13 protein-coding genes are annotated in these 14,045 nt (G+C 55.8%); 8 read left to right on the top strand and 5 right to left on the bottom strand.

Features of this window, described 5'->3' with window-relative positions:
* Positions 1-185: 185 nt before the first annotated feature.
* The gene (locus ACOTYH_RS00065; protein ID WP_003857390.1) at positions 186-425 is read right to left on the bottom strand and encodes a DinI family protein; all 240 of its coding nucleotides are present in this window, start codon (positions 423-425) and stop codon (positions 186-188) included.
* A gap of 87 nt (positions 426-512) precedes the next feature.
* Complete coding sequence (locus tag ACOTYH_RS00060) at positions 513-1,775, bottom strand: amino acid permease (RefSeq protein WP_020480531.1); 1,263 nt, start codon at positions 1,773-1,775, stop codon at positions 513-515.
* A 632-nt stretch (positions 1,776-2,407) separates the two neighbouring features.
* Here ACOTYH_RS00060 and ACOTYH_RS00055 point away from each other — a divergent pair.
* Complete coding sequence (locus ACOTYH_RS00055; protein ID WP_032104048.1) at positions 2,408-2,773, top strand: hypothetical protein; 366 nt, start codon at positions 2,408-2,410, stop codon at positions 2,771-2,773.
* Positions 2,774-2,783: 10 nt separating this feature from the next.
* Positions 2,784-4,880, top strand: a complete 2,097-nt coding sequence (locus ACOTYH_RS00050; protein ID WP_033486759.1) for a pyrroloquinoline quinone-dependent dehydrogenase — start codon at positions 2,784-2,786, stop codon at positions 4,878-4,880.
* 74 nt (positions 4,881-4,954) lie between these two features.
* Here the strand turns inward: ACOTYH_RS00050 and ACOTYH_RS00045 are convergent, their stop codons facing one another.
* The gene (locus ACOTYH_RS00045; RefSeq protein ID WP_421637478.1) at positions 4,955-5,545 is read right to left on the bottom strand and encodes a DUF4142 domain-containing protein; all 591 of its coding nucleotides are present in this window, start codon (positions 5,543-5,545) and stop codon (positions 4,955-4,957) included.
* Between the two features lie 227 nt (positions 5,546-5,772).
* Here ACOTYH_RS00045 and ACOTYH_RS00040 point away from each other — a divergent pair, with 227 nt between their 5' ends.
* Positions 5,773-6,051, top strand: coding sequence for a DUF1471 domain-containing protein (locus ACOTYH_RS00040; RefSeq protein WP_003857380.1), 279 nt, complete (start codon positions 5,773-5,775; stop codon positions 6,049-6,051).
* A gap of 291 nt (positions 6,052-6,342) precedes the next feature.
* Positions 6,343-6,516, top strand: coding sequence for a GnsA/GnsB family addiction module toxin (locus tag ACOTYH_RS00035; protein ID WP_006808842.1), 174 nt, complete (start codon positions 6,343-6,345; stop codon positions 6,514-6,516).
* A 179-nt stretch (positions 6,517-6,695) separates the two neighbouring features.
* On the opposite strand, the gene ACOTYH_RS00030 is transcribed toward ACOTYH_RS00035, so the two are convergent.
* Positions 6,696-7,685, bottom strand: a complete 990-nt coding sequence (locus tag ACOTYH_RS00030) for a 2-hydroxyacid dehydrogenase (protein ID WP_017384525.1) — start codon at positions 7,683-7,685, stop codon at positions 6,696-6,698.
* A 210-nt stretch (positions 7,686-7,895) separates the two neighbouring features.
* On the opposite strand from ACOTYH_RS00030, the gene ACOTYH_RS00025 reads away from it, so the two are divergent.
* The 3 genes from ACOTYH_RS00025 to ACOTYH_RS00015 are packed head-to-tail and all read left to right on the top strand — an operon-like array spanning position 7,896 to position 11,048.
* Entirely contained in the window at positions 7,896-10,535 is a 2,640-nt protein-coding gene (locus tag ACOTYH_RS00025; RefSeq protein ID WP_086626315.1) for a YdbH family protein, read from the top strand.
* Complete coding sequence (locus ACOTYH_RS00020) at positions 10,532-10,723, top strand: YnbE family lipoprotein (RefSeq protein WP_003857369.1); 192 nt, start codon at positions 10,532-10,534, stop codon at positions 10,721-10,723. Before ACOTYH_RS00025 ends, ACOTYH_RS00020 begins: the two co-directional genes overlap by 4 nt.
* A gap of 7 nt (positions 10,724-10,730) precedes the next feature.
* A complete protein-coding gene (locus ACOTYH_RS00015) occupies positions 10,731-11,048 on the top strand; it encodes a YdbL family protein (RefSeq protein WP_023296550.1) in 318 nt (105 codons plus the stop codon).
* Here ACOTYH_RS00015 and feaR read toward each other — a convergent pair whose 3' ends face one another.
* Positions 11,049-11,957, bottom strand: coding sequence for a transcriptional regulator FeaR (feaR, locus tag ACOTYH_RS00010; protein WP_015570600.1), 909 nt, complete (start codon positions 11,955-11,957; stop codon positions 11,049-11,051).
* Between the two features lie 241 nt (positions 11,958-12,198).
* Between feaR and ACOTYH_RS00005 the strand changes: the two genes are divergently transcribed.
* On the top strand, positions 12,199-13,698 hold the full coding sequence (locus tag ACOTYH_RS00005; RefSeq protein ID WP_045911706.1) for an aldehyde dehydrogenase family protein: 1,500 nt from the start codon (positions 12,199-12,201) through the stop codon (positions 13,696-13,698).
* Positions 13,699-14,045: the final 347 nt, after the last annotated feature.

The raw sequence follows: 14,045 nt of genomic DNA, 5'->3' as shown, positions 1-14,045 counted from the left end.
CTGAAAGTGCAGGGTAGGAAGAAAATGTGGCGCGCGCTGGATATGTCTTACAATCGGATCGGTGGGATTATGCTGGGGGAACCATGGAGGCGTAAATCGGTACATCGCGATAGCGGAAGAAATTACGCAAAGTTAACGTTGTATGCTCTTTGTCTCCCGAAGCCAGGACCGGGCTTTGCGCCCGGTTACTCTTGTATTAACCACATGTCCGACTCTTCGAACATCTCCTCAAGCATGCGGTTGAGCTTTTCACGGTCGCTTTTGCTGGCGTCGCTGTTCAGGCCGTTCGCTTGCATTGGCTTAACCGTCACGCTGGCATCAGGAAAAATCCGGTGCACGCGTTTTGTCAGTTCGGCCAGAATGATTTCCCTGGCTCCCTCCAGCCCCTGTACGTTTCGCTTGTCATAAACCAGTTCCACAAACATGATTGTTTACCTCATGGATATTACGCATGTGATTCAGCCTGAACGTAAAATACTACTGTATATGGGTACAGTCAAACGGCGTTCAGACTAAAGCATTGTCCAGAGCAATGCAGACAGCGTTGCCAGCCCGCCCAGAACAACCAAAAACACCGTCACGCCGCGAAGCTCTGCCAGCGAGGGGCGGGTGTATATGAGGTACGCCGGGATAAGGAACAGGATCACCGCGATCAGTGGTCCGCAGAACATTTCAATCAGGCTGAGCACATCCGGATTGGCATAAACAATGCCATAGGTCAGCAGGAACAGCGCCAGAGAGGCCAGCCGCTTGCTGGCGTTGGCCTTTTTGCCGGATACGCTGGCAGCCAGCTGACCAAACGTTTGTGCGACCGACAGACCTACGCCGAGGAAGGATTTCGTCATACCGATGATAGCGATGAGCGGGGCAATGTGGTAAATCAGGCTGAAATCACCGTTTCCCTTCATCACCGACAGCACATTCAGGTTTTCCGCCTTCGCTCGCACAAAGTTGTCATGGGGGATCCCCAGCACGCAGCTCAGCACGAAAAAGAGGATACTGGCGAAGATAGCTAAGTAGGCGATACGGATCACGAACAGTGCCTTTTTCTCACCCTCCGCTTTCCTCTCCCGGTAGTAAGAGCTCAGCGGGGAGACCATAGGCGCACAGCAAAACGAGAAGGTAATAAGCGGCAGCGTCAGCCAGATATTTTTCAGCGTTACCGGCAGCGGCGTGGCGTTCATTTCAGCGGCCGTATCGGTCAGGTTAGACAGATGCCATCCCGGGATAAGTGATACGGCGATCAGCAGTACAGATGCCGCGAACGGCAGCGCCAGTGCGCTCATAATGGCCACGACTCTGTCCCGGCCCTTGCTAAGCACCACATACAGCGCAGCAACCACGATAAACGACAATGGCCCACGGCTGATGGCGGTAATATGCAGATGCTCCACCAGTAAATTACTCAGCGCATTAATCAGCGCCACCCCGTAAACCAGGGTTACCGGGAAGAAGGTCACACAATAGAACAGGGTGATCAGCTTTTCACCCCTTCCGCTGAAGAAGGAGCCGAAGATCGGCAACGTGCCGTTTTCAGTCTTCTCTTCACGCATATATACACGACAAAGGAGTAAATGGGGGATCAGGGATAACGGCAGCCCCAGCAGGAGCATAACCAGAAAAATAACCGGACCACGGGTGCCGATTTCCACGGGAAGGAACAGTGTTCCCGCTCCGACGGCTGTACCATAAAGGCCCAGCGTCCAGATATTATCCTGCCAGTGCCAGTTAGAGCGTGTTGTAATATTAGCTGAGAGAGTTGTGGCTTTATTCATCATATTTTACCGCGTTGTTAGAGGGGCGACGACTTATTTAGTTTTTATCTGTCTGTAGTCGTCGCTGCGCCATTACGTCACGGGTGGGAGGGGTTTGATGTTGCATACCGAAAACCTTATGTGTATGCCTGCAATAACTATCGTTATTCTTTGACGATGCTTTAACAGGCGGTTAATTAAGAAAGGGATTTGTTAAATTAACGAACAAATAACGACTGACTTTCCCTGCCTGCACGTCTGTTAATTAAAGAATAAACACCCTGTTTTATTAAGTACCATAAGGCGCCATCATATTGAAGGGGGGCTTATTTAATTATTTTATTGGGCGTGAAATTATCCCGTTATGCCTGAAATTAAAAAACAGAATGTAGACAATCGCGTAACCCGCTCGTAGCTTTCGAACCGTCTTGTAACATAACGCTCTCTTTATGGTGGCGAAGGGGTTAAGGACGTCGTATGCCTGCTATTAAACGCCCCATAAGAAAATCCTCTTCTATACTCAGTTACGTTTAGTGAAATATGCCGCCGCTCCACACGTCGCGTTCCCTTAATAGCGGCTGGCAGCAGGGGTATATATTCACGAAAACGCCTTAATAATGGTCAATTTTGCATTTTAGAGGGGGTTTCCTGGTATGTTGCATTCTCAATCCTCGCGGGTCGGTAGCATTTTGCTGCTGCTGACCGCGATAATAGCCTTTGCGGTGGCGCTATACGCCTGGTGGACGCCGCTTACCGGCGTCACTGGCACCATTGGCGCACTGGGCGTGGTCATTGCCAGCGTAGTGCTGGCGATCCTGACCTTTATGTTACGTGCGGCATCGCGTCGCGGGGCGCGCGTTTTTCTGATTATTGTCACCCTGGTGGTGTTGGCGGGTATTGCTTTCGCCGCCGCGCTGCTACACCAGTACATCATAACGGCAGCCATGGTGGTCGGCCTGATTGGTCTGATTATGCTGAGCAGCCATTCCGCTCGTTACAACCATCCCGTCAGAAGCTGAGGAGCCGCCCGTGCACAACGATAAGCATTATCCCTTCATAAAAGTCAGCATGACGGCGCTGGCGCTGCTGGTCGCTCCGCTCGCGCTACAGGCGCAGGATAAGGCCGCTGAAGCCTCTCAGGGGACACAGGAATCACTGAACATTGATGCGGCCGATCAGCAGGCGCCCGGAACCACAAAAACCACCGACGATGCCTCAACCGGCAACGGTGATGGAAAGAGAGTCGCCTCGGCCAGCCAGCCAGCGACGCCGCTGGTGCCCGGCACCGCCACCTGGGACAGCTTCCACGGCCAGCTTAACGCGCAGAAATACAGTCCCCTGACCCAAATTACGGCGGATAACGTCGGGAAATTAACGAAAGTCTGGGAGTTCCATACCGGCGACGTCTCGGACGGTAAAGGCGATACGCCAGCTACCGTCTGGTCCGCAACGCCCATTTTCGCCAACGATACGCTCTACATCGGCACGCCATTCGATCGCCTGATTGCGCTGGATCCGGGGACGGGTAAAGAGAAGTGGCACTATGACACCAAATCGTCGCGCAAGGCGCTGACCCAGCCGGTGCTGAAAAATCGCGGCGTTTCCTACTGGCAGGCCAAAAATCCGCTGACAGGTGAGGCATGCCAGAAGATGGTCTATATGGGCACCGTTGACGGCAAGCTCTTTGCGCTGGACGCCGATTCAGGCAAACCGTGCAGCGGCTTTGCGAACAACGGCGTGCTGGATCTGAACCAGTGGAACACCGTTAACGCGAAGTATCCGCTCTCTGTCCTGCAACCGCCAACCGTTGTCGGCAACCATCTGCTGGTGGGCTGGGCCGGGAAGGACTGGGCCTATGCCGAAGCCCCTCCGGGCACCGTATTTTCAGTCAACGCCCAGACCGGTAAGCTTGAGTGGACCTTTGAGGCGATCCCGGCAGAGATCCGCAAGCGTACCGGTACCGCCAACGTCTGGACGCACATGTCCGCCGACGAGGCTAACGGGCTGGTCTATCTCCCGGTCTCATCGCCGTCTCCCAACTATTGGGGCGGCAACCGCGTGGACGCTATTCCGCTTGGCACCTCGACCACCGCCCTGGACATCAACACCGGTAAAGTGGTCTGGTCCCGTCAGTGGGTACACCACGACGTCTGGGATTACGATATCAACTCCGCCCCGACGCTGATGGACATCACCGTAGACGGCAAGCAGATCCCGGCGCTGGTGCAGGCCACCAAGCAGGGTTTCCTGTTTGTGGTTAACCGCCTGACGGGGGAGGACGTATGGCCAATCGAAGAACGTCCGGTTCCGCAGGGTGATGGGTCGGTTCAGGGTGAAGTTCTCTCGCCCACGCAGCCATTCCCGACCAAACCCGCGCCGCTGCTCGACCAGTCGAAAAAACCGGAAATCTGGAAGCTGGCGGATATCGTCGGTGGCGGCCAGTGCTCCCGCCTGTGGGATAACCTGACCTATGAGGGAATGTATACCCCGCCAACCACCAAAGGCGAAGGCACGCTCACCTATCCCGATAGCGCCGGCGGCGTCCAGTGGGGTGGGGTGGCGTTCGATCCGCAAAAACAGATCGCCATCGTCAACACCTCGCATATCGTCCAGTACGTGAAGCTGTACAGCCGTGAGGATTACGATAACGCAGACAAAGACTCCGGCAACGAAAGCGGCTTTGCCCCACAGGAAGGCGCCCCGTACGGTATGCGTCTGCTGGTGGCGAGCAACTGGCTTGGCATGCCGTGCTGGCAACCGCCGTTTGGTGAAATCGTGGCGCTGGACATGCACACGGGCGATGTGAAATGGCGTCGTCCGGTTGGCGCCTCCCAGCAGTATGGCTTTTTCATGCCGGAAAGCTGGGGTTCGCCTACCATTGGTGGTCCGGCAGTGACGGCGGGCGGCGTGATCTTCATCGGTGCTTCAATGGATGCCAAAGTGCGTGCCTACTCGGTAGAGAGCGGTGAAGAGCTGTGGTCCGATCAGGCCGAAGCTCCGGCGGTAGCGAACCCGTCCGTCTATGAATATAAAGGTCGCCAGTATGTGGCCTTCGTGGCTGGCGGGAATACGATCCTGAAGGATCAGGTGGGCGATCAGGTGGTGGTCTACGCCTTGCCGGAATAATTCATCAGGAAGGGGAAATAAGCGTGGGGCCTGCGGGCCCCACTTTATTTTGCAGTAGTCGTTTTACCGACGCGTTATTTATCGGCTGATGCGCCAGCACGTGTTGACATCTGCTCGGCGGACTTCAGATGCTGCTCAACGACCGGAGTGTGCTCGTTGGCCAGAGCCTTCACATCCGGATCGTCGATTTTACTGGCGTCGCTTTTAAGCTTCGACAGCACCTTCTCGTGGTCCTTCACGCCAGCATATTCCATATACATTTTGTCAAAAGCGTCACCGCGCTGGTTTTCCAGCCTTGAGTTCAGGGCTTTATGCGCGGCGTCTGGTTCGGTCGGCAGCTCCACGCCCTTTTTCTGGGCAACGGTCTTGACTTTGGTCAGCGCGGCGCCGTGATCGTCGACCATTTTCTGGGCGAATGTTTTCACTTCACTGGTTTGGGCCTTGTCCAGGGCGAGCCTGGCGGCGGCAACTTCGTTGATATTGGCCTGCGCCATGTCCTTCAATGCTTTCTCGTCGCCGGAGCTGAGTCTGGCGTCCGGTTGAGCCTGGCCCGCAGTTTGAGTTTGCGCGGCGCTGATTGTCTGGGCTTGTACGCCAACGGTGCTGAACATTGCTGCAACTGCTGATACGGCTAGCAGCCTTTTCAGGGTTTTACTCGTGTGCATATTGTTCTCCTGATGGTCATGGTACAGGTAAGTTTCAATTGCTTCAGGCGCAACCGGCAGATAAATGACGACTGCACAGGTCAGTATAGTAGATGAACCTGCTGCACCCGCTGTTCAGGTCAGTGATGGCTGGTCGTGATGCTCAATCCTTCTACAATATTGATACGGATCATTTACATATTTGCTGCTAATGTTAAATATATAGATTCATCAACAGGAGGAATGATATGAAAAAAGCACTATTAGGGAGTGTATTGGCTTTAACAGTAGCAAGCTTCGGCGCATCTGCGGCAGATATGATTTCCAAGGATGAAGCGCACCACTTCAAGCTTGAATACCTTGGTAATGTATCTGTAGGGGCTTCAGGTGGACAAATTTCTTCACCTTCAGATCTTCATCAAAAACTCTCAAAACTGGCAGACGAGAAGGGCGGGAAATACTACGTCATCATCGCTGCCCGCGAGCATGGCCCAAACTTCCAGGCCGTCGCAGAAGTCTTTAAATAATTTTCTCGAATAACACAAAAACCCGCTTATGGCGGGTTTTTGCTTACAGGCAGCCAAAAAAATGCCCCTGATGCGGGGCGAGTGTGAGTCAAACCTTTTCTTATGTTTATCTGTTTTGTGCTCTAAGGCTTTGGGACAATAACACCCTGTTCAAATAATGCAATTAAATGCGACGGCAGCATACGTTACACAGATAGTCTACTCTTTACATACAGTTATGGTGAAAGGCAGTTAATCGTTAGCTGTCGCCTGCTGGAGAATGGAAACAGTAAACGGTTGCAAGAGGTAAACATGAACGTTGACGCACTGACGCAAAAGGCAGAAGAAGAAATTTCAGCGCTTATAACCAAAAAAATTTCAGAGTTACGTAAAAAAACAGGGCAGGAAGTGTCTGAAATTGAGTTTATCGCTCGTGAAGCCATGACAGGCCTCGAGGGATATGAGGTAAAAATCAAACTTATTTAATCAAAATTATTACCTGTTTCGGGACACTGGATAAAGCAGAGCGGCAAACGTCAGCCAGGACTATCCTGCGCGTGGCAGGATTGAAGCCCAAAAAGCCCGGTGACGCTGCGCTTACCGGGCCTACAATTAACGCAATCCACAGGCCGGGCAGGGCGTAGCCGCCACCCGGCTTACCAGGCTTACACTATCGCGTTCGGGCACGCTTCGCCCTTTTCGAGTTGACGCAAATTCCCCAGCGTGGTTTCCGAAATGCTGATCAGCGCTTCGGCGGTCAGGAACGCCTGGTGCCCTGTGAACAACACGTTGTGACAGGCAGACAGGCGACGGAACACGTCGTCCTGGATCACGTCATTAGATTTATCCTCAAAGAACAGATCGCGTTCGTTCTCGTACACATCCATACCCAACGCGCCGATTTTTTGCGTTTTCAACGCTTCGATAGCCGCCTGAGAGTCGATCAGCCCGCCGCGGCTGGTATTGATGATCATCACGCCGTCTTTCATCTGGTCGAACGCCGACTGATTAAGCAGATGATAGTTCTCCGGGGTCAGCGGACAGTGCAGGGAGATAACGTCAGACTGCGAGAAGAGCGTTTTCAGATCGACATACTCCACGCCCAGCTCCAGCGCAGCGGCGCTTGGGTACGGATCAAACGCCAGCAGGCGCATGCCAAATCCTTTCAGGATGCGAAGGGCGGCCACGCCAATTTTGCCGGTACCGATCACGCCTGCGGTTTTACCGTACATGGTAAAGCCGGTCAGCCCTTCCAGAGAGAAGTTAGCATCACGGGTTCGCTGATAGGCACGGTGAATACGACGGTTGAGCGACATCATCATCCCGACCGCATGTTCTGCCACGGCTTCCGGAGAATAGGCCGGGACGCGAACGACCTTCAGACCCAGCTCTTTGGCGGCATCGAGATCGACGTTGTTAAAGCCCGCGCAGCGCAGGGCAATGTATTTCACGCCCTGTTTTTTTAACTCTTCCAGCACCGGTCGGCTACCGTCGTCGTTAACGAAGATACACACGCCTTCGCAGCCGTGGGCGGTTTTAGCCGTCTTTTCAGTTAGCAGAAAGTCGAAAAATTCAAGATCGAAACCGTACGTCTCGTTAACATGTTGCAGATACTTTTTGTCGTACTGCTTTGTGCTATATACCGCGAGTTTCATAAGACTTTCTCCAGTGATTTTGGAACCACGTTAGCATGTTTAAAATTATCTTACAATTTTTCAAAATTCATTGAAATCAATAAGTTCTATGAATTATTGTAGAGCATCTACTCTTAAAAATGGCATTACCTTCAACTGACTGGCTAAACATGCGACAATGAGCGGCAAGAACGGCTTATTTTTTTCGCAAAATCAGGATATTAACTGCCCATGAAGGGTAAATACAAAGCCGCAATCGCGCTATTACTGCTGCTATTTCTTGTGCCGCTGACGCTGCTGATGACGCTCGCCCAGTGGGTACCCACGCTCGCCGGGATCTGGCTCCCCGTTGGAACGCGCATCGCGTTTGAAAAAAGCCCACGGCTCACGCGTCACGCCCTGATCATCCCCGATCTCCGCTATCTGGTAGAAGAGTGTGAAATTGCCCGCGTGGAAAACGTGACTCTGTCACACCCCAGCCGCTGGGATCTGGATATTGGCGCACTTGAACTTAACTCTGTCTGCCTGAGCAAATTACCGCAATCGGCGCCATCTACGGTGGCGCCGAAAACGCTGGCGCAGTGGCAGGCCATCCTGCCCAACACCTGGCTGACCATCCATCGCTTTACCCTTTCTCCCTGGCAGCAGTGGGAGGGTGAGTTGCATGCCTCACTGACGCCAGCCCGCCAGGACATCACCTATAACGGCGAGCAGGTGAGCATTAAGGGGCAGTTACGCGGCCAGACCCTTTCCATCAGCCAGTTCGATGTGCAACTGCCGGATCAGCCGCAGCCCGTGAAGCTGGTCGGTGAATTTACCCTGCCGCTGGTGCCGGACGGCGTGCCGGTGAAAGGGCATACGGTCGCGACCTTTAACGTGCCACAGTTATCCTCGCTGGTCGATGCCGAACTGGACTGGGAGGACAATCAGGGCCAGCTGGTGGTCATGGCGCGGGACAACCCCGATCCGCTGCTCGATTTACCGTGGCAGATCACCGCTCAGCAGTTGACCATCAGCGACGGACGCTGGAACTGGTTAGCCTCCGGCGTGCCAATGAGCGGACGCGTCGGGCTGAAAGTGGATAACTGGCAGCAGGGGCTGGAGAAAGCCACCTTCACGGGGCGGCTCAACGTGCTGACCCAGGGGGATGCGGGTAAGGGCAACGCGGTGCTGAATATCGGTCCCGGCTCGCTCAGTATGGATAACAGCGCTATGCCGCTGCACCTGAGCGGGGAAGCCAAGCAAAACGATCTGATCCTGTATGCCAGGCTCCCGGCGATGCTGACCGGCAGCCTTTACGATCCGCAGCTTACGTTTGAACCCGGCGCTTTATTGCGCTCGCGCGGGCGCATCATCGACTCGCTGGATATCGATGAGATCCGCTGGCCGCTGGCGGGCGTGAAGCTCACGCAGAAGGGCGTGGACGGCCGCCTGCAAGCCATTCTGCGGGCGCATGAAAACGAGATGGGCGATTTTGAGCTGCATCTGGACGGCCAGGCTAACGACTTTTTACCGGACAACGGTTTGTGGCAGTGGCGCTACTGGGGTAAAGGGAATTTCACGCCAATGAACGCGCGCTGGGATGTCCGGGGAACCGGGGAGTGGCGCGACAACGTTATCGAACTGACCGATCTTTCCACGGGGTTCGACAAATTGCAGTATGGTACGATGCTGGTCAGCAAGCCACGCCTGGTGCTGGATCACCCGGTGCGCTGGTCGCGGGACCCGGATAACCCCACCTTTAGCGGCGCGCTCGCGCTTAACGCCGGGCAAACAAGCTTTTCAGGCGGAAGCGTGCTGCCGCCGTCCGTTTTGACCTTCAGTGTTGACGGGACAGACCCGACGGTGTTCCAGTTTAAAGGGAACCTGCATGCGGACGACATCGGCCCGGTCCAGGTGAATGGACGCTGGGACGGCGAACGCCTTCGCGGTCAGGCCTGGTGGCCAAAACAGTCTCTTACGGTGTTTCAGCCGCTGATCCCGCCAGACTGGAAAATGACCCTGCGCGGCGGCGAAATGTACGCGCAGGTGGCTTTCTCCGCGGCCCCCGATCAGGGGTTTGAGGCCGGGGGGCACGGGGTGCTGAAAGCGGGCAGCGCGTGGATGCCGGATAACGAGATCAACGGCGTGGATTTTGTTCTTCCGTTCCGCTTAAGCCAGGGTACCTGGTCGCTGGGCACGCGCGGGCCGGTAACGTTACGAATCGACGAGGTGAAAAACCTGGTCACAGCCCGAAATATCACCGCGGATCTCCAGGGCGATTATCCCTGGACCGAAGCGAACCCGCTCCTGCTCACCAACGTGAAGGTGGAAGCGCTCGGCGGGAAAATCACCATGCAGCAGTTGAGAATGCCGCAGCACGATCCGGCTTTACTGCGCGTGGATAATATTTCCTCCAGCGAACTGATAAGCGCGGTGAATCCGAAGCAGTTTGCCATGTCCGGCCCGGTGAGCGGCGCGCTGCCGTTCTGGCTGGACAATGAAAAATGGATCATTAAAGATGGCTGGCTGACCAACCCGGGGCCGATGACGCTGCGCATCGACCAGGACACGGCGGATGCCATTGTGAAAGACAACATGGTTGCCGGGGCGGCGATCAACTGGCTCCGCTATATGGAAATTTCGCAGTCGTGGACAAAACTCAATGTGGATAATCTGGGTGTGTTAACCATGCAGGCGGCCATTAAAGGCACCAGCCGCGTCGAAGGTAAAAGCAGTTTCGTAAACCTGAATTACACCCATGAAGAGAACATTTTTACCCTCTGGCGCAGCCTGCGCTTTGGGGACAATCTGCAAACATGGTTTGAGCAACATGCGGCGATACCCCTTCTCCGCAGTTCGACAGGCAAGGAAAGTGAGGAACAACAATGAAAAAGAGGGCTGGTGTACTCACCGTGGCCGTCGTCGCGCTGCTATCAGGCTGCACGCCGCGCATTGAAGTGGCGGCGCCCAAAGAGCCGATCACCATCAACATGAACGTGAAAATCGAGCATGAAATCCATATCAAGGTGGATAAAGACGTTGAAGCCCTGCTGAAATCCCGCAGCGATCTGTTCTGAGGATGTCATGAAACGATTTGCTCTGATGTTACTGGCGCTGGGGATGAACGTTCACGCCGCCACGCTTACGCTCAACGATGCGCGTGCCCAGGGGCGCGTAGGGGAAACCCTGAGCGGCTATCTTGCGCCCGTTCAGCACGACGCTGAAACCCTGGCGCTGGTGAACCGTATCAACGCCGCACGCACGGAAAGTTACCAGCAGCTGGCTGACAGTAATAATTTACCCGTCGACGAGGTGGCGAAAATGGCGGGACAAAAGCTGGTGGCCCGCGCGCAGCCGGGTGAGTACGTGAAGGGAATTAACGGCAAGTGGCTGAAAAAATAGCTAGCGGTAACGCCTGCGGTATTCGCCCGGCGAAACCCCGAAACGCTGCTTAAAGGCGGTGGAAAAATGGCTATGGTCGGTGAAACCCCAGCTGTAGCCAATCCCCGCCAGCTTTTCGTCATCGCTGATGGAACGCAGCGCCTGAGCGCATAAATCGAGGCGACGGTTCTTAATATACTGCGCTACCACCAGCCCTTTCCCGGCAAACATGCGGTACAAGCTACGCACGGACATGCCGCTCTCTGAAGCTATCCACTCCGGTCTTAACGCCTCCGACTGAATATGATCATCAATCAGGGACAGAACGTGGCGGAACTGACGCTCCTTGCGCGGCAGCACCTCGTCACGCTGCTGGAAGGCCGGACGCAGCAGACACACCATCGCCTCAAGCGCCGCTTCGCTTTCACTGGCGCTGAGATCGGCATTGCCCATGCTCTCCTGTAGCAGTCGGTAGCTCAGCTGTACGGTAGGCAGACTGCGGGAGAGGGGCAGCGCGCACCTCACTTCCTGAAAACGCGCGTGTTGCTCAATGATTTGTCGCGGGAGCAGCAGCGAAATCTGGCGGGAACGCTCCTGCCAGTAAATGGAGCACGGGCGGGAGGCGTCAATCAGCGTGATATCCCCGGCTTTCAGCATCGCGCGCTGGTCGTCCTGTTCGATTCCGGCGCTGCCTTCCAGCTGAAACACGGTGTAGAACCAGGCGTCGTTGCCGTTTTTGATCTCCTGACGGGTGCGAAACAGGTTAACGCCTGCGGCGGTCACCGTGCTCAGCTTCAGACTTTGGGTGTAGCTGGTTTCCAGCTCGCCGAGAAACGCCCCCTCTAACGGACGTGCCGCAAAGCGCCCACAAACCTGGTTAATTTGCGCCAGCCACTGCTGAAAATTGTCCTGTTCGCTTGCACACGCCATTGATGTTCTCGCTGCACCGTCACTGTTTTCGCATTGTTGCATTTATGTTGCATTTTGTCAGGGCTACGAGGCTGACTATAGGAAAGAACACTCAACGGTTACAGCGATATAAGCGGGAATTATCACGATTTGCGGACCCTGTCACAGCTGGCAAAGCGAATGTCACACAGACAAAAGCAGGAATGCGAATCCCCTCTTAGACTGCATACACACCCTGCGAAGCATAACGAAGGAGTATTCTATGTCCGAATCACATGTCGCCATCCTGCCGGGCGTGCAGCAGTTTTTAGATCGCCAGCACGGCCTGTGGATCGAAGGGCGTCAGGCGGCATCCGATAGCGAAAAGCGTCTGAACGTCTATAACCCGGCGACCGGAGAGGTTATTGCCTCTACCGCCGATGCCAGCGTCGATGATGTCGATCGTGCGGTGATGTCTGGCTGGCGCGCCTTTGTCGCCCGAAGCTGGGCCGGACGGCTGCCGGCAGAGCGGGAACGCATCCTGCTGCGGTTTGCGGATCTGGTGGAACAGCATGGCGAAGAGCTGGCACAGCTCGAAACCCTGGAGCAGGGGAAATCGATTAACATTTCCCGCGCCTTCGAGGTGGGCTGCACCCTGAACTGGATGCGCTACACGGCAGGGCTGTCCACCAAAATTGCCGGTAAAACCCTCGATCTCTCGATTCCACTGCCGCAGGGCGCGCGTTATCAGGCGTGGACGCGTAAAGAGCCGGTGGGAGTCGTGGCGGGGATTGTGCCGTGGAACTTCCCGCTGATGATTGGCATGTGGAAAGTGATGCCCGCGCTGGCGGCAGGTTGCTCCATCGTGATCAAACCGTCGGAAACCACGCCGCTCACCCTGTTACGGGTGGCGGAACTGGCGAGCGAGGCGGGGATCCCGGAGGGTGTGTTCAACGTGGTGACCGGCAGTGGCGCCGTCTGTGGCGCGGCGCTGACCTCGCACCCGCGCATTGCCAAAGTGAGCTTTACCGGTTCGACGGCGACGGGCAAGCAGATTGCCCGCGCGGCGGCGGACACGCTAACGGGCGTGACGCTGGAGCTGGGCGGCAAAAACCCGGCCATCGTGCTGAAAGATGCCGATCCGGCGTGGGTGATTGAAGGGCTGATGACCGGCAGCTTCCTGAACCAGGGGCAGGTCTGCGCGGCCAGCTCGCGCATTTATATTGAGGCTCCGCTGTTCGACACGCTGGTCAGCGGGTTTGAACAGGCCGTGAAATCCCTCAGCGTCGGGCCGGGCATGTCGCCGGAGGCGTTTATCAACCCGCTGGTGTCGCGCGCCCACTGCGATAAGGTTCAGGCGTTCCTGGATGAGGCGAAGGCGCACAATGCGGAGCTGATCGCCGGGAACCGGGGCCCAGACGGCAAAGGCTATTACGTTTCGCCAACGCTGGTGGTCAACCCGGATAATCATCTGCGACTGACGCGTGAAGAGGTCTTCGGGCCGGTGGTGAACCTGGTTCGTGTGGCCGATGGGGAAGAGGCGCTTCAGCTGGCGAATGACACTGAATATGGCTTAACGGCCAGCGTCTGGACGCAGAACATCAGTAAAGCGCTGGCGTATACCGACAGGTTACAGGCCGGAACCGTGTGGGTGAACAGCCACACGCTGATAGACGCCAACCTGCCGTTCGGCGGCATGAAGCAGTCCGGCACCGGGCGCGATTTCGGCCCCGACTGGCTGGACGGCTGGTGTGAAACCAAGTCGGTGTGTGTGCGGTATTAAAAAAAACGCCGGGTGACGGCTACGCCTTACCCTGCCTACGGGATCGAGGAAAAAGGTTGGTTTTGTAGGCAGGGTAAGCGCAGCGCCACCCGGAGTAACTTACAGCGACCACCGATCCCGCCCGACCACCTTCGCCCTGTCCCGCGCCGCACCGGCCCGGGCGATGTTTACCGCCCCGCCTGGCTGGACGGCTGGTGTGAAACCAAGTCGGTGTGTGTGCGGTATTAAAAAAACGCCGGGTGGCGGCTACGCCTTACCCGGCCTACGGGATCGAGAAAAAGGTTGGTTTTGTAGGCCGGGTAAGCGCAGCGCCACCCGGCGTAACTTACAGCGACCACCGATTCCGC

This window comes from Enterobacter cloacae complex sp. SHL001 (genome assembly GCF_049236825.1).
GTDB classification, from domain to species: domain Bacteria; phylum Pseudomonadota; class Gammaproteobacteria; order Enterobacterales; family Enterobacteriaceae; genus Enterobacter; species Enterobacter hormaechei_C.
Note: the sequence above shows the minus strand (reverse complement) of the source record. Positions and strands in the feature narration are given on the sequence as shown.

What these genes read in the sequence shown, in the direction of transcription:
- ACOTYH_RS00040 (WP_003857380.1), top strand. Translation starts at nt 5,773, where the DNA reads ATGAAAAAAGCACTATTAGGGAGTGTATTGGCTTTAACAGTAGCAAGC.
- ACOTYH_RS00005 (WP_045911706.1), top strand. Translation starts at nt 12,199, where the DNA reads ATGTCCGAATCACATGTCGCCATCCTGCCGGGCGTGCAGCAGTTTTTA.
- feaR (WP_015570600.1), bottom strand. Translation starts at nt 11,957, where the DNA reads ATGGCGTGTGCAAGCGAACAGGACAATTTTCAGCAGTGGCTGGCGCAA.
- ACOTYH_RS00065 (WP_003857390.1), bottom strand. Translation starts at nt 425, where the DNA reads ATGTTTGTGGAACTGGTTTATGACAAGCGAAACGTACAGGGGCTGGAG.
- ACOTYH_RS00025 (WP_086626315.1), top strand. Translation starts at nt 7,896, where the DNA reads ATGAAGGGTAAATACAAAGCCGCAATCGCGCTATTACTGCTGCTATTT.
- ACOTYH_RS00060 (WP_020480531.1), bottom strand. Translation starts at nt 1,775, where the DNA reads ATGAATAAAGCCACAACTCTCTCAGCTAATATTACAACACGCTCTAAC.
- ACOTYH_RS00020 (WP_003857369.1), top strand. Translation starts at nt 10,532, where the DNA reads ATGAAAAAGAGGGCTGGTGTACTCACCGTGGCCGTCGTCGCGCTGCTA.
- ACOTYH_RS00015 (WP_023296550.1), top strand. Translation starts at nt 10,731, where the DNA reads ATGAAACGATTTGCTCTGATGTTACTGGCGCTGGGGATGAACGTTCAC.
- ACOTYH_RS00035 (WP_006808842.1), top strand. Translation starts at nt 6,343, where the DNA reads ATGAACGTTGACGCACTGACGCAAAAGGCAGAAGAAGAAATTTCAGCG.
- ACOTYH_RS00055 (WP_032104048.1), top strand. Translation starts at nt 2,408, where the DNA reads ATGTTGCATTCTCAATCCTCGCGGGTCGGTAGCATTTTGCTGCTGCTG.
- ACOTYH_RS00030 (WP_017384525.1), bottom strand. Translation starts at nt 7,685, where the DNA reads ATGAAACTCGCGGTATATAGCACAAAGCAGTACGACAAAAAGTATCTG.
- ACOTYH_RS00045 (WP_421637478.1), bottom strand. Translation starts at nt 5,545, where the DNA reads ATGCACACGAGTAAAACCCTGAAAAGGCTGCTAGCCGTATCAGCAGTT.